General features: G+C 64.5%; 18 protein-coding genes. 11 read left to right on the plus strand and 7 right to left on the minus strand.

Annotation, left to right across the window (positions count from 1 at the left end; translation table 11 throughout):
• Window positions 1–53: 53 nt before the first annotated feature.
• Window positions 54–1,145 carry a cobalt-precorrin-5B (C(1))-methyltransferase gene (locus GXY01S_RS13705; protein ID WP_061275931.1) on the minus strand — a complete coding sequence of 364 codons (1,092 nt, stop codon included), beginning with the start codon at window positions 1,143–1,145 and terminating at the stop codon, window positions 54–56.
• Between the two features lie 70 nt (window positions 1,146–1,215).
• Here GXY01S_RS13705 and GXY01S_RS13710 point away from each other — a divergent pair, with 70 nt between their 5' ends.
• Window positions 1,216–2,541 carry a cobyrinate a,c-diamide synthase gene (locus GXY01S_RS13710; protein ID WP_242501403.1) on the plus strand — a complete coding sequence of 442 codons (1,326 nt, stop codon included), beginning with the start codon at window positions 1,216–1,218 and terminating at the stop codon, window positions 2,539–2,541.
• Window positions 2,542–2,601: 60 nt separating this feature from the next.
• On the opposite strand, the gene GXY01S_RS13715 is transcribed toward GXY01S_RS13710, so the two are convergent.
• Window positions 2,602–3,510, minus strand: coding sequence for a hypothetical protein (locus GXY01S_RS13715; RefSeq protein ID WP_146222763.1), 909 nt, complete (start codon window positions 3,508–3,510; stop codon window positions 2,602–2,604).
• Between the two features lie 178 nt (window positions 3,511–3,688).
• Here GXY01S_RS13715 and GXY01S_RS13720 point away from each other — a divergent pair, with 178 nt between their 5' ends.
• From GXY01S_RS13720 to GXY01S_RS13740, 5 genes are all read left to right on the plus strand, one after another.
• On the plus strand, window positions 3,689–3,937 hold the full coding sequence (locus GXY01S_RS13720) for a FeoA family protein (RefSeq protein ID WP_061275937.1): 249 nt from the start codon (window positions 3,689–3,691) through the stop codon (window positions 3,935–3,937).
• The gene (gene feoB / locus GXY01S_RS13725; protein WP_061275939.1) at window positions 3,934–5,769 is read left to right on the plus strand and encodes a ferrous iron transport protein B; all 1,836 of its coding nucleotides are present in this window, start codon (window positions 3,934–3,936) and stop codon (window positions 5,767–5,769) included. The genes GXY01S_RS13720 and feoB overlap by 4 nt, the downstream gene beginning before the upstream one ends.
• Window positions 5,769–6,020, plus strand: coding sequence for a DUF6587 family protein (locus tag GXY01S_RS13730; RefSeq protein WP_061275941.1), 252 nt, complete (start codon window positions 5,769–5,771; stop codon window positions 6,018–6,020). Before feoB ends, GXY01S_RS13730 begins: the two co-directional genes overlap by 1 nt.
• Before the next feature lie 303 nt (window positions 6,021–6,323).
• Window positions 6,324–8,546: an EAL domain-containing protein gene (locus tag GXY01S_RS13735; protein ID WP_061275943.1), complete on the plus strand. Its 2,223-nt coding sequence runs from the start codon at window positions 6,324–6,326 to the stop codon at window positions 8,544–8,546.
• A gap of 50 nt (window positions 8,547–8,596) precedes the next feature.
• Window positions 8,597–10,333, plus strand: coding sequence for a putative bifunctional diguanylate cyclase/phosphodiesterase (locus tag GXY01S_RS13740; RefSeq protein WP_061275945.1), 1,737 nt, complete (start codon window positions 8,597–8,599; stop codon window positions 10,331–10,333).
• 193 nt (window positions 10,334–10,526) lie between these two features.
• On the opposite strand, the gene lpdA is transcribed toward GXY01S_RS13740, so the two are convergent.
• From lpdA to zapE, 4 genes are all read right to left on the minus strand, one after another.
• Window positions 10,527–12,263, minus strand: coding sequence for a dihydrolipoyl dehydrogenase (gene lpdA, locus GXY01S_RS13745; RefSeq protein ID WP_061275948.1), 1,737 nt, complete (start codon window positions 12,261–12,263; stop codon window positions 10,527–10,529).
• 69 nt (window positions 12,264–12,332) lie between these two features.
• Window positions 12,333–13,592 carry a 2-oxoglutarate dehydrogenase complex dihydrolipoyllysine-residue succinyltransferase gene (odhB, locus tag GXY01S_RS13750; protein WP_061275949.1) on the minus strand — a complete coding sequence of 420 codons (1,260 nt, stop codon included), beginning with the start codon at window positions 13,590–13,592 and terminating at the stop codon, window positions 12,333–12,335.
• Between the two features lie 119 nt (window positions 13,593–13,711).
• A complete protein-coding gene (locus GXY01S_RS13755) occupies window positions 13,712–16,588 on the minus strand; it encodes a 2-oxoglutarate dehydrogenase E1 component (protein ID WP_061275951.1) in 2,877 nt (958 codons plus the stop codon).
• A 347-nt stretch (window positions 16,589–16,935) separates the two neighbouring features.
• The gene (gene zapE / locus GXY01S_RS13760; protein ID WP_061275953.1) at window positions 16,936–18,132 is read right to left on the minus strand and encodes a cell division protein ZapE; all 1,197 of its coding nucleotides are present in this window, start codon (window positions 18,130–18,132) and stop codon (window positions 16,936–16,938) included.
• A gap of 120 nt (window positions 18,133–18,252) precedes the next feature.
• Between zapE and GXY01S_RS13765 the strand changes: the two genes are divergently transcribed.
• From GXY01S_RS13765 to GXY01S_RS13780, 4 genes are all read left to right on the plus strand, one after another.
• On the plus strand, window positions 18,253–18,591 hold the full coding sequence (locus GXY01S_RS13765) for a carboxymuconolactone decarboxylase family protein (protein WP_061275955.1): 339 nt from the start codon (window positions 18,253–18,255) through the stop codon (window positions 18,589–18,591).
• A gap of 108 nt (window positions 18,592–18,699) precedes the next feature.
• Window positions 18,700–19,344: a 2OG-Fe(II) oxygenase gene (locus GXY01S_RS13770; protein ID WP_061275957.1), complete on the plus strand. Its 645-nt coding sequence runs from the start codon at window positions 18,700–18,702 to the stop codon at window positions 19,342–19,344.
• Window positions 19,345–19,432: 88 nt separating this feature from the next.
• A complete protein-coding gene (locus GXY01S_RS13775; protein ID WP_110570384.1) occupies window positions 19,433–19,792 on the plus strand; it encodes a hypothetical protein in 360 nt (119 codons plus the stop codon).
• A gap of 51 nt (window positions 19,793–19,843) precedes the next feature.
• Window positions 19,844–20,374 carry a Spy/CpxP family protein refolding chaperone gene (locus GXY01S_RS13780; RefSeq protein WP_061275959.1) on the plus strand — a complete coding sequence of 177 codons (531 nt, stop codon included), beginning with the start codon at window positions 19,844–19,846 and terminating at the stop codon, window positions 20,372–20,374.
• Window positions 20,375–20,526: 152 nt separating this feature from the next.
• On the opposite strand, the gene zwf is transcribed toward GXY01S_RS13780, so the two are convergent.
• Window positions 20,527–22,071, minus strand: coding sequence for a glucose-6-phosphate dehydrogenase (gene zwf, locus GXY01S_RS13785; protein WP_061275962.1), 1,545 nt, complete (start codon window positions 22,069–22,071; stop codon window positions 20,527–20,529).
• A 282-nt stretch (window positions 22,072–22,353) separates the two neighbouring features.
• Between zwf and GXY01S_RS13790 the strand changes: the two genes are divergently transcribed.
• Complete coding sequence (locus GXY01S_RS13790) at window positions 22,354–23,373, plus strand: aspartate-semialdehyde dehydrogenase (protein WP_061275964.1); 1,020 nt, start codon at window positions 22,354–22,356, stop codon at window positions 23,371–23,373.
• Window positions 23,374–23,378 lie beyond the last annotated feature (5 nt).

Genomic DNA, 23,378 nt, shown 5'->3' on the forward strand with positions numbered 1-23,378 from the left:
GCACCCAAAAACTTTTATTATTTTTTATCAATGAGTTGTTTTCAAACAGTCTCTCAGCCCGCAACCGGATACGGGCCATGCCGGGCCACCAGCGTGCCCGCGCGGTCGAACAGCAGCACATCCAGCACGCAGGGCGTGCCTGCCAGCACATCGCACGCCACCTGCCACGCGCCACGCGCCACTGCCGGACCAAGGGAGTAGCCTGCTTCCGCAGCCAGCGCGAAGGCGGCTGCCACGGAATGGGCCTGCGCAATGGAATCCACCAAGGCATCCGGTGCCCCGATGCCCTGCGCAAGGTCGGCCAACTGATCCATATCGGCCTGTCCCCGGCGGGAATGCAGGTCAAGAAAGCCCTGCGCCAGCTTGGTCATCTTGGCCACGCCGCCGCCAATCGTCACGCGCGGCACCGGGTGGCGGCGCAGGTATTTGAGCAGGCCACCGGCAAAATCGCCCATTTCCAGCATGGCTTCCTCCGGCAGGTCGTACAGCGCGCGGGTGGCGCGTTCGGACACATCGCCCGTGCAGCCCGCCACATGCGGCAGACCCAGCGCGCGCGCCACGTCCACGCCACGGTGGATGCTGTCGATCCACGCAGCGCAGGAAAACGGCACCACGATGCCCGTCGTGCCCAGAATGGACAGGCCGCCCACAATGCCCAGCCGGCCATTGAGCGTGTGCCGCGCCATTTCCTCCCCGCCCGCAATCGAGATGGTCACTTCCACATCGGGTTCGTGCCCGTCAGCGCCAGTCAGGGCCGCGCGGATCATGCGCCGGGGCACGGGGTTTATGGCAGGCTCGCCGGGCGGTATGGGCAGGCCGGGCAGGGTCACGGTACCCACGCCCGGCCCTGCGCGAAACACCACGCCACGGCCCGCGGGCGCGCGACGCACCACAACACGCACATGCGCGCCATGGGTCACGTCCGGGTCATCGCCCGCATCCTTCACCACCTCCGCCCAGGCGCTGTCAGGACCATGACCATGGGCGGCCAGCGCAAAGGCCACGTCCTGCCCGCCGGGCAGCGTGATGGTGACCGGGTCGGGAAAGCCCTGCCCGCACAACGCGGCCCACGCGGCCTTCGCGGCAGCGGTGGCGCAACTGCCGGTCGTCCACCCCCGGCGCAGGGGGGTATGAGGGTGCTCCATCGGGATGACCTTCTCGTCCAACAGGGGTAAGGGTGGCATCGCTCGCCACGCTTTAGCAGGAACGGACATGATGACACGAGGGCTGATGATCGCCGCCCCCCGCTCGGGCGGGGGCAAGACCACGCTCACACTGGCCCTGCTGGCCGCCCTGCGCCGACGGGGTGTGGCCGTGCGCGGGGCCAAGACCGGGCCGGATTATATCGACCCCGCCTTTCATGAAGCCCTGACCGGGCGCACCAGCCTCAACCTTGATAGCTGGGCCATGCCCCCCCATTTGCTTGATGGCGTGATGGCTCAGGCGCAGGTAGGCTGCGAGGTGCTGGTGACCGAGGCCTCGATGGGCCTGTTCGACGGGTTGATGGAACCTGCGGGCGCACGCGGCGCACCGGCTGATATCGCGGCGCGTTACGGCCTGCCCGTGCTGCTGGTGCTCGACATTTCAGGCCAGGGCCAGTCGGCCGCCGCCACCGCGCTGGGCTTTGCCACGCTGGACCCGGCGGTAAAGATTGCGGGCGTGATCCTTAACCGTGTCGGCTCCCCCCGCCATGCTGACATGGCGACACGGGCCATGGAGGCCATCAACCTGCCGGTGCTCGGCGCTTTCGGGCGCGATGCGCAGCTTGAACTGCCCGAGCGCCATCTGGGGCTGGTGCAGGCTCGCGAGCATGGCGGCCTCGACGCCCTGGCCGAACGGCTGGCCACGCAGGCCGAACGCGACCTTGACCTTGACGCGATACTGACCTGCGCAGCCCCACCCCGCCTGCCCCCATCCCTCGGCAATCCGTGCGCCCTGCCACCGCCGGGGCAGCGCATTGCGGTGGCGGATGATGCGGCGTTCTCGTTCCTGTATGCCCATATCATTGCGGGCTGGCGACAGGCGGGGGCGGAACTGCACCCCTTCTCGCCCCTTGCCGATGAAGGGCCGGGCGCAGACTGCGATGCCTGCTGGCTGCCCGGCGGCTACCCCGAACTGCATGCGGGCCGCCTTGCCGCGTGCGGGAATTTTCGCACCACGCTGGCCCATTTCGCCCGCACCCGCCCCGTGCATGGGGAATGCGGGGGCTTCATGGTGCTGGGCGAGAGCCTGACCGACAAAGCGGGCGAGACCCACCGCATGACCGGCCTGCTCGGCCATGCCACGTCTTTTGCCAAACGCCGCATGAACCTCGGCTACCGCAGCGCCACCTTGCGCGAAGGCTGCGCCATAGGCCCTGCGGGCACCGTGCTGCGCGGGCATGAATTCCACTACGCCACGGTCACTAACCCCGGCCCGGATGCGCCACTGGCTGACATGACCGATGGCTACGGTGTGGACCGGGGCACCGGCGGAGCACGGCGGGGGCATGTTTCGGGCACGTTCTTCCACGTGCTGTCCACGTCTGGAAATGCAGCCTGAAGGCGGGGCGGTCCGTTCTGAAGCTTTTTGAAAAAAGCTTCACCAAAAACTTTTATAATTTCAGGGTTTTATGGGATCTGCCTTTTCAATCTGCTGCACACCCTCAACCGCAGCCCTGACCGAAAGCCGCGTCCAGCGCTGCTGCGTGATGATATGCACGATGTTGTCGCGCCCCTGCAGGCATAACGGCTCCGTGGAGGGCGGCAGGGCAAACGTGCCCACCCCGATGCATTCCGCACTATCATGGCCAAGACGCAGCACGGCGATACGGTCAGCCTCGGACGCATACCCACCCGCCATCACCACCATCTCACCTTCAATCGCAAGGGCGCGCGCGCCATCAATCGTATTGCACCATGTGCGCGGCTTATGATCGCGCACGCAGGCCACGGGAAAACTGGAGTAAAAGGAACTCCACAGCACATTGCCCGCAAGGGTCATGGCATAGCACTCATCAACCCCCATGACCGGGGGCGGGGTGTCGTTCCAGGCCCATGATTTGCGGCCATCGGCATCAAACTGCACGATCCCCCCGGCTGAGACAGGCGGGTTGCCGTGCTCGTCCTCCGGGGCAAAGATACCCTGATCGTAATAGCCCACCCACACGGTATGATCAGGCGCGCATTGCACGGCGCAAAAGTCTTCGCCCACATGCAGGCTGCCGTCTTCCTGGCCATCGGGTGTCACGCGCTGCACCTGTCCTGGGCGGGCGGGATCATAAAACAGCCACCGGCCATCGGCCATGCGGTCAAGGCACCACCATGCCGGATCACGCCCGGCAAGCCGCAGGACTTCCGTTTCCGCCACGCCATCAAATACCGTAATGCGCACAGAAGCGTCTTTCCCCGCGATGGTGCTGCGGGTGGTGGCGATCGTGCCATCCATCAGCACGACATGGCCCACATCCACCCACCCTTCCGGCGCGGCAGGGAGCGGGACTGTATGGGCAAAAGGCATGAGTGAGGTCATGCCGCCATTCTACGCACCAGACAGACGCGCCAATACCCACGCCGGGCCAACCCCTGCATTGCAAACATATCGGCACCAGCGATAACGCAGGTATCGGGGCAAACGTGATGGACAATATTCCCGGTAATATTTAATAATAATTATTACTTACTTTTACCATCCGGATTGTCCCTGTTTTATGCGACTGAATGACCTGCCACGCGGAACCGACGCCGTGATCGACAGCGTTGATGATAACGGCAGCCCCGACCCCGTGGCTCAGCGCCTGCGTGAACTCGGTTTCGTGCCAGGCGAGGCCGTGCGCATCGTGGCGACCGCGCCGCTGGGCGGCGACCCGCTGGCCGTGCGCATTGGCTTCACCCGCTTTGCCCTGCGCCGCACCGAGGCGCAGCGCGTGCGTGTGCATGTGGCGAAAGCGGCGGCATGACCCCGCTCAACATAGCCCTGGTCGGCAACCCGAACTGCGGCAAGACCGCCCTGTTCAACCTGCTGACCGGCAGCCGGCAGAAAGTGGCCAATTACGCCGGCGCCACCGTGGAGCGCAAGGAAGGCTGGTTCACGACTCCCGCAGGCCGTAGCGTACGCCTGCTAGACCTGCCCGGCGCCTACAGCCTCAACGCCACCAGCCCCGATGAGGCGGTGACGCATGATGTCTGCGCGGGCACCTATCGTGGCGAGGCGGCGCCTGACCTGCTGGTATGCGTGGCCGATGCCACCAACCTGCGCCTGCACCTGCGCTTCGTGCTGGAAATGCGCAGCCTTGGCCGCCCCGTGGTGCTGGCGCTGAACATGATCGACGCAGCCCAGCGCAACGGCATGGAGATCGACCTGCCGCGCCTGCAGGCGGAACTGGGCATGCCCGTCGTGCCCACGGTGGGCATCAGGCGCAATGGCGCGCGCGACCTGCTGGCCCGGCTCGATGGCGTGCCGCCGCCCGTGCCCACGCCCGTGCCGCCGGGCACCGACCTGCACGCCATGGTGCGCCAGATCCTGGCGGACTGCGTCACCCACGCCACCCCGCTATCGGACCGGATGGAGGAGCGGCTCGACCGCTGGGTGCTGCATCCGGTCTGGGGGCCGGTGATCCTGCTCGTGCTGCTCTTCCTCATGTTCCAGGCGGTGTTCGCCTGGGCGCAGCCGCTCATGGATGGCATCGACGCGGGCATGGGGCTACTGGGCGAGCAGGTGGGCCGCCTGATGCCTGATGGCGTGCTGCGCAGCCTGATCGTGGATGGCGTGATTGCGGGTGCTGGCAGCGTGGTCACCTTCCTGCCGCAGATCCTGATCCTGTTCGCGTGGATCCTTGCCCTTGAGGAATCAGGCTACCTGCCGCGCGCCGCCTTCCTGCTTGACCGGCTGATGTCGGTTGCGGGTCTGAGCGGGCGCTCGTTCATTCCGCTGCTGTCGAGCTTTGCCTGCGCCGTGCCGGGCATCATGGCCACCCGCACCATCCAGAACCCGCGCGACCGGCTGGTGACCATTCTCGTCGCCCCGCTCATGACCTGCTCGGCCCGGCTGCCAATCTATACCCTGCTGATCGGGGCGTTCATTCCGCACCGCAACGTGGCGGGGTTCATGAACCTGCAGGGGCTGGTGCTGTTCGGGCTTTACGCGCTGGGCATCATCTCGGCGCTGGTGGTGGCGCGCATCATGCGCTGGCGCAACCCCGACCGGCGCGAAGCCACCCTGCTGATGGAACTGCCCGCCTACCGCCTGCCCAACCCGCGCGACCTGGCGCTGGGGCTGTGGGAGCGCGCGCGCATCTTCCTCATGCGCGTGGGCACCACCATCGTCTCGCTGACGGTGCTGCTGTGGGGGCTGTCCAGCTTTCCCAAGCCGCCCGCGGGCGCGGTGGGCCCCGCCATCGACTGGAGCCTGGCCGGGCGCATCGGGCACATCATGCTGCCCGTCTTCGCGCCGCTGGGCTTCAACTGGCAGATCTGCGTGGCCCTCATTCCCGGCCTCGCCGCGCGTGAGGTGGCGGTGGGCGCGCTGGCCACGGTCTATTCGCTCGGCTCAGGGGCCGATACCGACCAGGCAGCCCTTCAGCTTGGCGGCATGCTGCCCACGCACTGGAGCCTGCCCACCGCACTTTCGCTGCTGGCATGGTATGTCTATGCGCCGCAATGCGTGGCGACCCTTGCCGTCATCCGGCGCGAGACCGGCTCATGGCGCGTGGTGGCGCTGACGGCGGGCTACCTGTTCGGCCTGGCCTATGCGGCGGCCTTCCTCACCTATCACATCGCGCGGATGCTCTGATGCACGCGCCGCAGTGGCTTCAGGCCCTGGTGGCGGCAACGCTGGTCGCGGCCTGCGCCGCCTACTGGCTGGGGCGGCTATTCCCCCGGTTGGGGCAGGCGGGCTGGCAGGCCACGGCCGGGCTGCTGCGCCGCATTCATGCCCCGCAAGCCCTGATACGGCCTGCGCAGGCAAGGGCCCGCCCGCGCCCAAAGGGCGGATGTGGCGGCTGTTCGGGCTGCGCGGACAAGGATTGCGGCCCCAAAACCTGACATGCGTGGAATATGGCAATTTTGCGTGCGGGATGTGATGGATCAACCGCGCCGCGAATGCTATATGAACCCATCTGTTCCATACGGAAATTATTAAAGACAACGTTAATTCATATCAATGTGGTATAATGATCATCTTGAATAATATGTAATATGCTTATCATCATCCTATGATATTCCTGCGGCCGCCATGCATTGTCCCCGCCCGGGCGATGGCGCGCCCTGCATTTCAGGTCGCCTTATATACCCCTGCCGCAGCCGCCTGCCGGTGGCTGCCCCTTGTCCCTTTTGCGAGGTAATTCAATGTCAAAGCCCAACCTGAGCGCTGAAGTCCTGATTTCGGCACTGGAACAGGCCATAGACGCGACCGTGATTATTGATGACAAAAATGAGGTCATCTTCTTCAATCAGGCAGCGTCGAACCTGTGGGGCCTCGACAAGAAAGACGTGCTGGGCAGGAACGTGAACGTGCTGGTGCCCACGCTGCATCAGGCCGGGCATGACGCCTTTGTCGAGCGCAGCCGGGGCAGCGAGCACAACCGTATTGTCGGCACCTCGCGCGAGGTGGAGTTCACCCGCTCGGATGGGGAATATATCTGCGGCGAGCTTTCGCTGTCCAAGGTCGTGACCGATGACGGGCGCATCTTCTTCATGGGCGTGATGAAGAATGTCACCAACGAAAGCCAGCAGCGCAAGATCCTGATCCTGCAGAACGACGTGCTGCAGGCACTCGCCAGCGACATGATGATCCAGGACGTGGCCGACCTTCTGTGCCGCCGGGTGGAAAGCTTCGTGCCCGGCACGGTGGCCGTGCTCATGCTGATTACGCCAGACGGGCAGCTGCGCGTCCTGTCCAGCCCCACGCTGCCCAAGCGCTACCGCGCCTCGCTCGAGAGCCTGTATGTCTCGTCATCCGAACTCGAGAAGCTGCGCGTCGACCCCAAGCATGCCACCCGCATGGTGTGGGACAGCTACCGCTCGCTCGGTATCTCGCTTGGCCTGCAGCAGTGCTTCTGCACGCCCGTCAGCACGCGTTCGGGGCAGGTGAAGGGCATTTTCGCCCTCTATGCGCGTGAAGACCAGGGCCGCAATACATGGCCGCAGCGCATTGTCGATTCGTGCATTCCCTTCTGCGCACTGGCCTTTGAGCAGAACGCGACGCAGGAGCATATCTCCCACCTTGCCAATTTTGACAGCCTGACCGGGCTGCTCAACCGCTCCTCGGTGCACAAGGTGATCGAGAGCATGATCAGCAAGCAGGATGGCAACCGGCAGTTTGCCATCTTCATGCTCGATATCGACCGTTTCCGCGATATCAACGATGCGCTTGGCCATGTCTATGCCGACCAGTTCCTTGTCGAGATCGCAGGGCGCATCCGTTCCATCGCCAAGGAGGATTACGTGCTCAGCCGCTCCGGCGGCGACGAGTTCGTGGTTGTGGTGCCCAACTGCCCGCACAAGGAAGCCACAGCCTTTGCCGAGCATCTGCTCGCTTCCATGACCATGCCCATGCAGATTGGCCAGAACACGCTGACCATTTCATGCTCCATTGGCATCAGCACCTACCCCGATAACGGGCCGGACAGCGAATCCCTGCTCAGCACCGCCGATGTGGCGCTGCGCCAGGCCAAGGAAGACGGGCGCGGCGTCTTCCGTTTCGCCAACCTGGAAAAGAACCAGATAGCGCAGGACCGGCTGGTACTTGGCTCGGCGCTGCGTGATTCGCTGGCCAAGGGCATGCTCAACCTGCACTACCAGCCGCAGGTGCGCACCCACACGCTCGAACTCAGCGGCGTCGAGGCGCTATCGCGCTGGCACCATCCGCATCTTGGCAACATCTTCCCCTCGCGCTTCATTGCCATGGCGGAAGAGACCGGCCAGATCGAGGCCATCGGCCGCTGGTCGCTGCTCGAGGCGTGCCGCCAGATCGTGAAGTGGGACCGTGACGGCATCCATGTGCCCACCGTGGCCGTGAACCTGTCTGCCGTGCATTTCCGCAACCGTGCGCTGCCCGAGCATATCGCGGCCCTGCTCAAGGACCATAACCTCAAGCCCGCGCGCCTGACGGTGGAAATTACCGAGAGCGTGATGATGGATAACAGCCGCGACACCGAGGAAGTGCTCCAGTCGATCCGCAATATCGGCTGCGGCCTGTCGATGGATGATTTCGGCACCGGGTATTCATCGCTCTCGCGGCTCACACGCCTGCCGCTGACCGAGATCAAGATCGACCGCAGCTTCATCAACGATTTCGAGCATGACACCAATGCCCAGGCCGTGACCATGGCGGTGATCGGCATCGGCTCGCGGCTGGGCATGACGGTCGTGACCGAAGGCGTCGAGACCGAGCAGCAGCGCGACCTGCTGGAAAAACTCAATTGCGACGTGATGCAGGGCTATCTGTTTGCCAAGCCACTCGCACCCGACGACTTCGAGAAGTGGATGCGCCACCACAAGACGATCCGGCAAATGCTGCCTGCCGTGTCGGCTGCCAAAAATGTTTCGTCAAAAAAGAAAACATCCTAAATTACCAATAGGTCAATTCAGGTTTTTCGATCCGTATCCGAGGTAACAGAATGTCCGCACCGCATGATAACAGGCTCCGCGCCCTTACACATGAAGATGCCGACTTCTGGGCAGACGTGGTGGATAATGTCCTTATTGTTGCGGTCACCGACCGCAAGGGCGTCATTACCTACGTCAATGACAAGTTCTGCGAGATCAGCCAGTATTCCCGCGAGGAACTGCTGGGCCACACCCATCGCATCCTGAACTCGGGCGAGCATGGGAAGGCCTTCTTCCGCGAGATGTACCAGACCCTGTTCGCAGGCCGCACCTGGTATGGCAACCTGTGCAACCGCGCCAAGGATGGCAGCCACTACTGGGTGGCCACCACCATCATGCCGCACCGCAATGCCAAGGGCGAGATTACCGGTTTCGTGGCCAGCCGGTTTGAAATCACGGAACTGATGAACACCAAGGTCCGGCTCAAGAAACAGGCCGCGACCGACGTGCTGACCGGGCTGCTCAACCGTGGCGGCTTCAATGCCAGCCTTGTCACCGCACTCGAGAACGCCAAGCGCCCGCACCCCGAGCCGCAGGCGCTGGTCATGTTCGACCTTGACGGGTTCAAGCCGGTCAATGACATTCATGGCCACCATGCGGGCGATGAAGTGCTCAAGATGATCGGGCTGCGCCTGATCGAGCTGATCGGCCCCGATGATGCGATCAGCCGGCTTGGTGGCGATGAGTTCGCCATCATCCTGCGCCGCAGCCTCAAGCTCATGCCGCTCGAGACCATCCTGACCAAGGTGCAGAACCTGCTTGAAGAGCCGATCATGCTGGAAAGTGCCACGGTGCGCATATCGGGCAGCATCGGGGCCACGCCGATCACGGCGGCGGACACGCTTGAGGGCCTGCAGAAAAACGCCGATGTGGCGGTCTATGCCGCCAAGCAGTCAGGCGGCAAGCAGGCGCGCATGTTCACGCCGAGCCTGCACAAGACCACGATGGAGCGGGCCAAGATCCTGACCGAGGCCCGCAAGGGCGTGGAACTCAGGCAGTTCGAGGTTTACTACCAGCCCATACTCAACGCACGCACGGGCCGCATCGAGCAGGCGGAAGCGCTGATGCGCTGGCATCATCCCGACCGGGGCCTGCTCTCCGCGGGCGCGTTTACCGATGTCTTTGCCGACTCGGCGCTGGCCCAGATCATGGAGACGCACCTCGTGCAGTCCTTCCATGACGATATCCAGAAATGGAAGGAAGCGGGCCTGCCGAGCCTGCGGCTGGCGGTCAACCTGTCGCATCTGGACCTGCTCAACCTTGAGCAGCAGATCGACCTGTTCAGCGAGATCCGTGAGCTCAACCTCGAGCCCTCCACCTTCATGCTGGAAGTAACCGAGCAGATGCTGCAGGGGCGGCGGGCGGAAAAAAGCCGCCTGCGCCTGCGCGCCCTGGCGGAAGACGGGTTTGGCCTGGCCATGGACAATTTCGGTTACGGCACGGTGCGCTTGTCCACCCTGCGCGAACTGCCGCTCCAGTCGCTCAAGCTTGACCGCTGCCTCGTGCGCGACATCGCCACCGACGCGGAAGCCCGAAGCCTGCTTGCCGCCCTCATCAAGCTCGGCCACGGCTATAACCTGGCCGTAACGGTGGAAGGCGTGGAAACACAGGAGGAATTCGACACCGTGCGCGCGCTGGGCGTGGATTACGTGCAGGGCTTCTTCATCTCACGCGCGGTTTCCGCCACGGAACTGATCCGCATCACCCAGCGTGATGCCTGGAACCCGGCGAAGACGACCCCGGCCTGAGGGAATATCCCCTGCCCTGCCGTTTTTTAAGAGCCAGAAATCATAAGAAAGTTTTTGGTGAAGCTTTTTTCAAAAAGCTTCGGAGAACGCTGCCTTTTTGAAAAAAGGCAGCACCCGAAAACTTCTTTTGGGCATGCATAAAAAACCCACCCGGTAAGCCTGTTACCGGGTGGGTTTTTGTTGTGGCGGCAGGTCAGATATGGATGGCGCGCTTGTCCACATCGAGGGCTGCTTCCTTCACCGCCTCGCTCAGCGTGGGGTGGGCGTGGCAGGTGCGGGCAATATCTTCCGACGAGGCGCCGAACTCGATCGCCATGGTGCATTCGGCAATCAGTTCGCCCGCCATCGGGCCGATAATGTGCACGCCAAGCACCGCATCGGTGGTGGCATCGGCCAGAACCTTCACGAACCCGTCGGTCATGCCGATGGCGCGCGCGCGGCCATTGGCGGTGAAGGGGAATTTGCCGACCTTGTAGGCAACGCCCTCTTCCTTCAGGGTCTCCTCGGTCTTGCCCACGGTCGCCACTTCCGGCCACGTATAGACCACGGCAGGGATCGCGCCGTAATTCACATGACCCGCCTGGCCTGCCAGCAGTTCGGCTATGGCAACGCCTTCTTCCTCGGCCTTGTGGGCCAGCATCGGGCCTGCAATCACGTCGCCAATGGCGTAGATGCCGGGCACGCTGGTGGCGTAATGCGCGTCAGTCACGATGCGGCCGCGCTTGTCCAGTTCAATGCCCGCCTCTTCCAGCCCGAAGCCCTTGCTCGCCGCCGTGCGGCCAATGGCCAGCAGCACCACGTCGGCTTCCAGCGTCTCGGCCGTGCCACCCTTGGCGGGTTCCACGGTCAGGGTCACGCCCTTGGGGCCTTTTTCCGCCTTGGTCACCTTGTGGCCCAGCTTCATCTTCAGGCCCTGCCTGGTCAGGATGCGCTGGAAGGTCTTGGCCACCTCGTTATCGGTGCCCGGAACCAGACGGTCGAGATATTCGATCACCGTCACATCCGCGCCAAGGCGGTGCCACACGCTGCCCAGCTCAAGGCCGATCACGCCGCCGCCGATCACCACCATCTTTTTGGGCACGGCGGAAAGCTCAAGCGCGCCGGTGGAGGTGACGATCTGCTTTTCATCCACATCCACGCCCGGTAGGCCCGCACTGTCGCTGCCGCTGGCAATGACGATGTGCTTGGCCGTGACCGGCTTGCCATCCACCGTGATGCGGCCCGTGCCCTCGATCTTGCCGGTGCCCTTGAGCCAGGTGACCTTGTTCTTCTTGAACAGGAACTCCACGCCCTTCACGTTCGCATCAACCACGGACTGCTTGCGCGCCATCATCTTCGCCAGATCCAGCTTCACGCTGTCGATGATGATGCCCATCTCGCCATATTCATCCTTGGCGGCATGGAAGTTCTCGGACTGCTGCAACAGCGCCTTGGACGGAATACAGCCCACATTGAGGCAGGTGCCCCCAAGGGTGGCGCGCTTTTCCACGCAGGCGACCTTGAAGCCAAGCTGGGCTGCGCGAATGGCGCACACATACCCGCCGGGGCCTGCGCCGATCACGATCACGTCGTAATCCGTCTCGCTAGGCGCCTCGACCGCAGGCTTGGGAGCGGCAGCCGGGGCCGCCGGAGCGGGTGCGGCAGCCTGCGCGGGTTTGGCCGGGGCAGCCGGAGCCGCCTTGGCGCCACCAGCACCCGGCGCAAGGGTGGTCAGCACGGTGCCAACCTCGACCTCATCGCCTTCCTTTACGGCATGCGCGCCGAGCACGCCTGCCTGCGGGGCGGGCACTTCCACGCTGACCTTGTCGGTTTCGAGTTCGGCGATCGGGTCATCGGCATTGACCGCATCACCGGGCTGCCTGAGCCATTTGGCGACCGTGGCCGTGGTCACGCTCTCGCCCAGCGTGGGCACCTTGATATCGATTGTCATGTCTTGTCAGTCCTGCTTGCTATGCGGTTGCGCGTAGGGGCCGCGACACAGGCGCGGCCCCGGCAGGCATCAGACCTGCAGCAGCAGACGGCGCGGATCTTCCACGTTCTGCTTGACGCGCACAAGGAAGCTGACCGCCTCCTTGCCATCCACGATCCGGTGGTCGTAGGTCAGCGCGATATACATCATCGGGCGGATCACCACCTGCCCGTTCACCGCCATCGGGCGCTCCTGGATGGCATGCATGCCAAGGATGGCCGACTGCGGCGCGTTGATGATGGGCGTGGACATGAGCGAGCCATAGATGCCGCCATTGGTGATCGAGAACGTGCCACCCGAGAGTTCATCGATCTTGAGCGTGCCTTCGCGTGCCTTCTTGCCAAAGCCTGCAATCGCGCCCTCAATCTGGGCAAAGCCCATCTTGTCGGCATCGCGGATCACGGGCACGACCAGCCCGTTGGGGCCACCCACGGCAATGCCGAGATTGACGAACTCGCGGTAGATCACGTCATCGCCGTCAATCTCGGCGTTGATGGCCGGGAATTCCTGCAATGCCGCAATGACCGCGCGGCTGAAGATGGACATGAAGCCCAGCTTCACGCCGTTATGCTTCTTGATGAACAGGTCCTTGTATTCGGCGCGCATCTGCATCACCGCCGACATATCCACCTCGTTGAAGGTGGTCAGCAGGGCAGCGGTGTTCTGCGCATCCTTCAGCCGGCGGGCAATGGTGCGGCGCAGGCGCGTCATCTTCACGCGCTCTTCACGCGGGTCATCCTGACGCGGCGGGCGCGGGGCGGCAGCAGGCGTGGCCGCACGCGGCTGTGCGAGGAAGCCCTGCACATCGCCCTTGGTGATGCGCCCGTCCTTGCCCGTGCCGGTGCCGACCTGGGCCGGCGTTACACCCTGCTCGGCCATGACCTTGCGCGCGGCGGGGAAGGCCACGCTGGCCGCACCCTGCGCTGCCACATCAGACGGCGGGGTGGCCGGGCGCGCCACCGGGCCGGGCGTTGCGGGCTGGGCCTGCACGCCAGCAGGGGCGGCTTCCTTCTTCGGCGCAGGAGTTGCGGCAGCCTTGGGGGCCGCGCCACTACCGGCCTCGATGGTGGAGAGCACGGTGCCCACTTCCACTTCAGCGCCCTCGGGCACCAGCAGCGGGCCAAGCACGCCAGCCTGCGGGGCGGGCACTTCCACGCTGACCTTGTCGGTTTCCAGCTCCACCAACGGGTCATCTTCGTTCACGGCGTCACCCGGCTGCTTGAGCCACTTGGCGATGGTTGCCGTGGTTACGCTTTCACCCAGTGTCGGTACCTTGATCTCGGCGGACATTTCCTGTTTCCCAATCCCTTGGCCGCCCCGGTCCCAACCGGGTTGCGGGGCGGCCCCATTCGTTATCTGGGGGTGCGACCGGCAGGCCGCCCCCCTGTTATCGTTTCAGTCGATCCGTATCAGGCGCTGACGCCCAGCGCCTTGTTCACTAGCGCCGCCTGCTCGGCCACATGCACCTTGGCCAGGCCCGTGGCCGGGCTGGCCGCCGCAACCCGCCCCACAAAGGTCGGGCGCGTGCTCTTGTGGCCAATATCGGTCAGCACGCCCTCGATCAGGCGATCAACAAAGGTCCAGCCGCCCATGTTCTCGGGTTCTTCCTGGCACCAGATCACCTTGGCCTGCTTGTAGCGGGCCAGTTCCTCGCCCAGCATCCTGGCCGGGAAGGGATAGAACTGCTCAAGGCGCAGGATGGCAACGTTGTCCAGCTTGCGCTCGCGGCGCTCGGCCAGCAGGTCGTAATAGACCTTGCCCGAGCAGATCACCACGCGGTCCACCTTGTCCGGCGCTGCGATCGGGTCGATCTCGCTAATGACAGGCAGGAAGCGCGTGCCCGGACCAAAATCCTTGAGGTCCGACACCGCCAGCTTGTGGCGCAGCAGGGACTTGGGCGTCATGATGATCAGCGGCTTGCGATAGTCCAGGAAGAGCTGGCGGCGCAACGCGTGGAAGTAGTTGGCAGGCGTGGTGATGTTGCACACCCGCATGTTGTTCTCGGCGCAGAGCTGCAGGTAGCGCTCGAGGCGGGCGGAGGAATGCTCCGGCCCCTGCCCTTCATAACCGTGGGGCAGCAGCATCACGAGGCCCGACATGCGCAGCCACTTGGTCTCACCCGAGGCGATGAACTGGTCGATGATGACCTGCGCGCCATTGGCGAAGTCCCCAAACTGCGCCTCCCACAGCACCAGCGCGTTGGGATCGGCCAGCGAGTAGCCGTATTCAAAGCCCAGCACGCCGAATTCGGACAGCAGCGAGTTGTAGATCTCGATGGCCGCCTGGTCCTTGGCGATGTTGTTGAGCGGCACGTAGGTGTTCTGGTTCACCTGGTCGATCAGCACCGCGTGGCGCTGGCTGAAGGTGCCGCGCTGGCAGTCCTCGCCCGACAGGCGGACATGGTGTTTGTCGAGCAGCAGCGTGCCGAAGCCCAGCGCCTCGCCCGTGGCCCAGTCGATGCCGCCACCGGTCTCGAACATCTTCGCCTTGGCCTTGAGCTGGCGGATGATCTTGGGGTTGGCGTTGAAATCATCAGGCACATGGGCCAGCGATGCGCCGACTTCCTTCAGCCGGTCGATGGCCACACCGGTTTCGGGCGCGGGCAGGGTGGTGTCGACCGGTGGCGGCTTGAGGCCCTTCCACGCGCCTTCCAGCCAGTCGGCCTTGTTGGGCTTGTAGCCCTGGGCGGCCTGATAGGCCTGCTCGAGCCTGTTGTGGAAGCCATCCCACTCGGCGGTCACTTCGGCTTCGGTCACCACGCCTTCGCGCACGAGGCGGTCGGAATAGAGCGTGCGGATGGTCGGGCGCGCCGCGATGGCCTTGTACATGGTGGGCTGGGTAAACGACGGCTCATCGGACTCGTTATGGCCGTGGCGGCGGTAGCCCACGATGTCGAGCACCACGTCGGATGCGAACTTCTGCCGGAACTCGGCGGCAAGGCGCGAACAGTAGATCACCGCCTCCGGCTCGTCGCCATTGACGTGCAGGATCGGCGCCTGCACCGCCTTGGCCACGTCCGTGCAGTACAGGCCCGAGAAGGAATGGACCGAAACGGTGGTGAACCCGATCTGGTTGTTGACCACGACATGGATCGTGCCGCCGGTGCGGTAGCCGATCAACTGCGACATGGCCAGCGTTTCATACACGATGCCCTGGCCCGCGAATGCCGCGTCACCATGCAGCAGCACGCCCATGTGGCGGCCACGCTGGTGGGGGTCGTCATCATCCTGTGTTGCGCGCACCTTGCCGATCACGACCGGGTCGACCGCCTCGAGATGCGAGGGGTTGGGCTGGAGTGAAATATGAACGGGGGTGCCGCCAATCTCGACATCGGTGGAGGTGCCGAGATGGTATTTCACATCGCCCGAACCCTGCACGTCGTCGGGCTTGAAGGATACGCCCGCGAACTCGCTGAAGATGGCGGTATAGGGCTTGCGCACGATGTTGACGAGCGTGTTGAGCCGCCCGCGATGCGGCATGCCGATGGCCACCGAGCGCACGCCGCCCGAGGCCGCCTGGTCGATGATGGCGTGCAGCGCGGGAATGGTCACGTCCTCGCCTTCAAGGCCGAAGCGCTTGGTGCCGACATAACGCTTCTGGCAGAAGGACTCGAAGCCCTCCGCCTCGGTCAGCTGCTGCAGGATGACCTTCTTCTGCTCGGGGCTTGCCCCCTTGCGCCAGTTATCACCCTCAAGCCGCGCCTGCACCCACATGCGCTGCTCGGGGTCCTGGATGTGCATGAACTCGGTGCCGATCGGCCCGCAATAGACCGCGCGCAGGGCATCGAGCACCTGGTTGATGGTGGCGGTGTCCGAGCCGATCAGGCTGGCGACGATGTGGCCAAGATAGATCGGGCGGTCGAGATCCCTGGGGCCGAAGCCGTAGGTGGCGGGGTCGAGATCCGCATGGGGCTTGGGCACCTGCAGGCCGAGCGGATCGAGCCGCGCCTCAAGGTGGCCACGCACGCGGAAGGCGCGGATGAGCTGGGTCGCACGCAGGCTGTCATCAGCCGCCGCCTTCAGGCTCTCCGCCGTAACGCCCGCCGCCTTGCCATTGGGTAGAGGGGCCGGTTCATCGCCGGTGATGATATGCGGGCGCGGCGCCCAGGAGGCCCCTTCCGCATCATGAACGATTTCGGAACCTTCCTCATGCAGCTCCTGGAACAGGGAGGCAAAGGAAGGATCGACACTGTTGGGATGATCGGCCACCCAGCGCGCATACAACTCGGCCAGATAGGCCGTATTGGCGCCGCTGAATGCGGTCGAAAGAATATCTACGCCCGCCATATTGAAGACATCTCCTCGCTGGCGGCCTTTGTGGCCGCGCTATTTCCGGATCCGGCCTGAAACGGCAGCCGGTCCGATTTGTATCGCTACCCTAGCCGCACCCTTGCCGGGATGCCGCCATCATTCATCAGGATCAGGTCTGCTTGCCGCGCATACTGACATTTTCGTGCCTGACCCCACGGTGGCGGGGCATGGCGCTGCAAAACATCGCTCTGCGCGGCACGGCTCCCGGCTGATGCGAACTTGCCCATACCCAAGCAAAGACCGCACGGCTTGCCTACCGCCCCGGCAGTCACACCACCGCCATAACCGTCACGATGGCGTGACCCTTCCGCCATTTTTTCCCATCATGCGTTGAGGTGCGGCAACTGCATGTAGGCCGCACTCTGCATTTCCTCGAGCCGCGAGGCCGTGCGCTCGAACGCGGTCGCCCCCTGCCCCTTGGCGTAAATGGCGTCGGGCCGGTCCTCGGCCGAGGCAAACAGCTTGACGTTCTGTTCGTACAGCGTGTCGATCAGCACGATGAAGCGCCGCGCCTCGTCAAAATTGTCCGGCCCCATGCGCGGTACGCCATCAAGCACGAGGTTGGGGAAGCGCGTGGCCAGTGCCAGGTAATCGCCCGCGCCGAGCGGCCTGCCACACAGCTCGGCAAAGCTGAACCGTGCCACAGGGCCTGCGGCGCGCGTCACGTTCAGGGTGCGACCCATGATGTCGAGCGCGACCGGCACCACCGGCGCGCCGTCGGCCAGCCGGGCAAAAATCGAGTCGAGTTCCTTCGTCGCCGCCGCATCGACGGGAATGATCCATGTCTGCATGCCGCGCGCGTTGCCGCGGCGGTAATCACGCGGGGAATCGAGGATGACGGTATCGACCTCCTTGAGGATCGCGGCGATGAACGGCCTGAACGCATCGGCGCCGGGGCGGTCCTGAAACAGGTCCTCGGGCTTTGTGTTGGATGTGGCCACCACCACCACGCCATCGGCGAACAGGTAATCGAACAGGCGGCCAAGGATCATGGCATCCGCGATGTCATTGACCTGGAATTCATCAAAGCACAGCAGCCACGCCTCCTGCGCGATCTGGCGGGCGAGCGGCGGGATGGGATCCGTCAGGTCGGGATCGGCTTCCTTCATGTCATGCAGGCGCTGGTGCACATCCTGCATGAAGCGGTGGAAATGCACCCGGCGCTTGTGCTCCACCGGGGCAAGGCTGAAGAACAGGTCCATCAGCATGGTTTTGCCACGCCCCACCTGCCCCACCATGTACACGCCACGCGGCCGGGCCTGTTCATGAGCCGGGCGGGCGAGGCCGAGCCGCGCCCTGAGCCCGCCCAGCCAGCCACTTGCAGGCGGGGCGGACTGGACCACCGGGTGGTAGTCGCGCAGTTCGCGCCAGAGCTGGTCGAGCCGGCGGGCGGCTTTTTCCTGCTCGGGGTCGCGGTCAAGACGGCCTGAAGCCACGCGGGCCTCATAGGCGGCGAAGGGGCCTGTGCCTGCGGGCGGCGCCGCAGCGGACAGGCGGGCGGGGGCGAGATCCGTATTCATGATAATTTGGCGATAGTCGGTTCAAAAACGCCCAGCAAGGCCCCCATCTCGCCAAACTGTGTCATGACAGGGGTTCTCTCCATCTGGTGAACTCAAACCCCATCAAATGGAGGTTTTGTGATGACTGACTGGAACGCCTACCGCGCCCATCTGGGCGAGTCCATCGGCGCGTTTGCCACCCTCTCGCCCGGCACGCTCAAGGGACTCCAGACCCTCGACCGCGCCGCCGCCGAAACCGGCCACCTCGATGCCAAGACCCGTGAACTCATCGCGCTGGCCGTGGCCGTGACCACGCGGTGCGACGGGTGCATTTCCGTCCATTCCACCGCGGCAGTAAAGGCCGGGGCCACAAAGGCGGAAATTGCCGAGGCGCTGGGCGTTGCCGTGGCGCTGAACGCAGGGGCCGCCGTGGTCTATTCCAGCCGCGTGCTTGATGCGGTGGAGACGGTCAAGGTCTGACCTGCGCGATCACTTGCGGGTGAAGGCAACTGGCCCTAGTCTGGCACGTATTGGTTTACCGGCCCCGGTTGCCGGGGCCACTTTCACCCGCGTGCTTGCAGAGATGGCATGATCCAACCCGTCACCCCCGACTATGCAGCCCTTGAGGCGACGCCGGTCGCAGCCACGCCTTTCGCCCACGTGGTGGTGCCGCATTTCATTCCCCCCGCCGACCTCAAGGCGCTGGCCACGAGCCTGCCCGACATCCGCTCGGGCGGGTCGTTCCCGCCTGCGGCCCTCAGCCTCTCACCGCTCATGGCGGCCCTGGTGGCGGAGCTTGAAGGGCCGCGCCTACGGCAGGCCATCGCCGCCAAGTTCGGCCTCGACCTTGATGGCGCCCCTACCATGCTGACCCTGCGCGGGCGCACGCGGGCGAAGGACGGGCGCATCCACCGCGATTCCGACAGCAAGCGCGTGACCGTGCTGCTGTACCTCAACGCCGCCGACGAGGCCGCCTGGGCCCGGCATGAAGGCTGCCTGCGCCTTTTGCGCAACGGGCATGACCTTGAGGATTTCGCCGCCGAGATCCCGCCGGTCAATGGCACGCTGCTCGTCTTTCCCAACGGGCCGGACACATGGCATGGGCACCGGCAGTATGTCGGTCCGCGCCATACCATCCAGCTCAATTACATGACCAATGACACCCGCGCGCGCAACGAACTGCGCCGCCACCGGTTATCTGCCCTGACCAAGCGGTTGCCCTGGGTGGCCTGAACACGGCCCGGGCCATTGTTTCGCCACGCGGGGCGCCTATCATGCCCCTGTTCTTCGCCTTCACGTCATGCCGAGGTACTCAAAGCCCATGAAGCTGCGTAAACTCACTGCTTCCCTCCTGTCAGCCAGCTTCGCCCTTGGCCTGCTGGCTACCGCCGTGCCCGCGGCCCATGCCCAGCCCTGGCATGGCGGCCCGCGCGGTCCCGGCCCCGGATGGCATAGCGGCCCGCCCCGTGGCGGCTGGCATGGTGGTGGTGGCTACCGCCGTGGTGGCGGCGGTGGCGCGGGGCTGGCCGTGGGCAGCGGCATTGCTGGCCTCGCGGTTGGCGCCATGCTGGGCAGCGCGATGGCCGAGCGGGGTGCCGCAGCCCCGCCGCCCGCCTATTATCCGGCACCGCCGCCGCCGCCGCCGCCCCCGGCCTACTACCCGTATGGCGGCGGTTACTGACCGCCTGACATCCCACGCATCCGATCTCTCCCGCGAAGGAAAATACACAACATGATGTTCCGCCGGTTCCTCCCTGCTGCCGCCCTCCTGATGCTGCCCGCCATGGCCATGGCGGCCGACGCGCAGCCCGCGGCCCCCGCCACGCAGGGCACGCCCAACACGACCGCATCGCTCGCCCATACGCCCCACGATCCCGCTCCCGACGAAGTCGAGGCCCACATCAAGGCCCTGCATGACGAACTGGGCATCACCAAAAAGCAGGAAACGCTCTGGACGCCGTTCGCACAGGACATGATGGACAACGCCCAGCGCCTGCATGACGCCATCGAGGCACGCCGCGACAAGCTGCCCAAGATGAACGCGGTGGAAAACATGCAGTCCTATGCCGACCTCGTGGCCGAGCGCGCGCATGACATGCAGACGCTGAACACCGCGTTTGCGCCGCTTTACGACAGCTTCTCCAAAAAGCAGCGCAAGCATGCCGATACCCTGTTCGTGCAGGGTGACAGCGAACATGCCGAGAAGCAGCAGGAGCGTGCCGCCGCAACGCAGGGCGCAACAGCCGCCCCCGCCGCGCAGTAACCAACTGCGCCAAAGGTATTTAAAAAAGCCCGCACCATGATGGTGCGGGCTTTTTTGTTAAGTGAAAAAGTTTTTGGTGAAGCTTTTTTCAAAACGCTTCGAAAGAACGCCGCCTTTTTGAAAAAAGGCGGCACCCGAAAACTTCTGTTCTTTCAGGCTTTGTCCAGTGGGTACCAGGTCCGCCCGTCACGTGCCAGCAGCGCATCCGCGCCCCTGGGGCCGGTGGTGCCGGTTTCGTACAGTTCGGGGCCGGCACTGTCCTGCGCCCATGCCTGCAGGACCGGATCAACCGCCTTCCACGCCGCCTCGATATTGTCGGCGCGCTGGAACAGGGTCTCATCACCCATCAGGCAGTCATAAAGCAGGGTCTCGTAACCCACATTGGGTGACTTGGTGAACACGTCTTCATAACGGAAGCGGGCCTGCACGTCGGTCAGGTCCATTTCCGGCCCCGGCTTCTTGGCGCCAAGCTCCACCGTCAGCCCCTGCGCGGGCTGGATGTTGAGGATGATGCGGTTGGGCGGCAGGTTCTCGGTCTCGGTATCGCGGAACATGAGCATCGGCGGCTTGCGGAACTGCACCACAACCTCCGTGCGCCGGCCGCCCAGCCCCTTGCCGGTGCGCAGGTAGAACGGCACCCCCGCCCAGCGCCAGTTCTCGACATGCAGCTTGAGCGCCACATAGGTCTCGGTATTGCTGTGGGGCGAAACACCGGGGCTTTCGCGGTAGCCCACCATCGGTTTGCCCTCCACGGTGCCGGCTGCGTACTGGCCGCGCACGGCATCACGGGGGTCGATGGGGGTTACGGCCTCGAACAGTTGCTCCTTGGCGTTGCGCACACTCTCGGCATCAAAGGTGTTGGGCGGTTCCATCGCCACCATGGCGAAAAGCTGGAACAGGTGGTTGGGCACCATGTCGCGCAGCGCGCCGGTGGGCTCATAGAACGCGCCGCGCTGCTCCACGCCAATGGTCTCGGCGGCGGTGATCTCGATATGATCAACATATTCGTTGCGCCACAGCGGCTCGAAAATCAGGTTGCCGAATCGCATGGCGAGAATGTTCTGCACCGTCTCCTTGCCCAGGAAATGGTCGATGCGGAACACCTGCGACTCGTCAAGCACCGACAGCACGCGGCGGTTGAGTTCCTTGGCCGAGGCAAGGTCCGAGCCAAACGGCTTTTCAATCACCACCCGGCGGAAGGCACCATCCTTCTGCGCCACGACTCCGGCAGCACCCAGCGTTTCCACCACGGTGGCAAAAAAGCGCGAGGAGATGGCCAGGTAGAAGATGGCATTGGCGGGCAGTTTTTCACCAAGCGCGCGGATGGCCGCCACGTCACTGAAATCCGCCTTCACGTATTCCATACGCTGCGCCAGCCAGTCCCACTGCGCGGCATTGATGCTGGGGGGGTGGAACTCGGCATTGGGGTCGTGGGTAAAGGACTGCATCATTGCATTCAGCCCGTCGCGCCACGCCGCCGTGGTGCTATCCACCCGGTCCACCCCGATCACGCGGAAATCCGGGTGCAGCAGGCCGCTGCCCACCAGGTTGTACAGCGCGGGCACCAGCAGCCGCTTGGTCAGGTCGCCATGCGCGCCGAATATGACCAGCGTGCACGGCGGCGCGCGGCGCGCGCCTGCGGGGGTAACCGGCAGCACCGCAGCGGGCGTTGCGGGAATATCAGTTGATGAGGCCATGATCTCTCTTAACCGTCCTTGCCTGCGCGGCCGCGGGGCAGGCCACAGATGGCCCCACGCACGGGCGCGATGGGTCAAGCGTGCATCGGGCACGCGGTACGCCATAACACCTATCATCGCATGGAACCCGCCACCTTGACCTGCCCCCGATTCGATTCCCCCCGTTCGGGGCGGCACAGGTTGCTTGCACGTTGGCGATACAGGCTCTAGGTGTCCCTACAGTGACGGAAAACGGCCCGTTCCGCGCGAATGGACCGGCATGACAGGACAGGAAAGACGATTATGGGTTACCGCGTTGCGGTGGTGGGCGCCACCGGTGCTGTGGGGCGCGAAATCCTCAAGACTCTGGCCGAGCGCCAGTTCCCTGTGGATGAGATCGTGGCCCTCGCTTCCGCCCGCTCGGCGGGCAAGGAAGTCTCGTTTGGCGACAAAAAGGTGCTCAAGGTGCAGAACCTCGAGACCTTCGACTTCACCGGCTGGGATGTCGCCCTCTTCTCGCCCGGCGGCGCGGTCTCGGCCGTGCATGCGCCGCGCGCGGCCAGGGCTGGCTGCATCGTGATCGACAACACATCCCACTTCCGCATGGAACCCGACGTGCCGCTCGTGGTGCCCGAGGTCAATCCCAACGATGTGAAGAAGGCGAAGCGCGGCATCATTGCCAACCCGAACTGCTCGACCATCCAGATGGTGGTGGCGCTCAAGCCGCTGCACGACCTGTTCACAATCAGGCGCGTGGTGGTGGCCACCTACCAGGCGGTTGCCGGGGCTGGCAAGAGCGGCATGGACGAGCTGTTCAACCAGGCGCGTGGCAGCCTTGTGGGCGACCCGCTCAAGGCCGAGCAGTTCACCAAGCAGATCGCGTTCAACTGCATTCCGCACATCGACCGTTTCATGGATGACGGGGCGACGAAGGAAGAGTGGAAGATGACGGTCGAGACCCGCAAGATCCTCGACCCCGACATCGCGGTTTTCGCCACCTGCGTGCGGGTGCCGGTATTCATTGGCCATGCCGAGGCCATTACCGTGGAATTCGAGGAACCCGTTGATCTTGCACGCGCCCGCGAGGCCCTGCGCGAGGCGCCGGGCGTGGTGCTGCACGACAAGCGCGAGGATGGCGGCTACGCCACCCCGCTCGAGATCGTGGGCGAGGATGCGACCTATGTCTCGCGCCTGCGCATCGACCCCACCGTGCCCAACGGACTCGGCTTCTGGTGTGTTGCCGACAACCTGCGCAAGGGCGCTGCCCTGAACGCGGTGCAGATTGCCGAAACCATGGTCGCCCTCGACCTGCTCGGGCACTGAAGAAC

The organism is Komagataeibacter xylinus NBRC 15237 (genome assembly GCF_001571345.1).
Classification (GTDB): Bacteria; Pseudomonadota; Alphaproteobacteria; order Acetobacterales; family Acetobacteraceae; genus Komagataeibacter; species Komagataeibacter xylinus.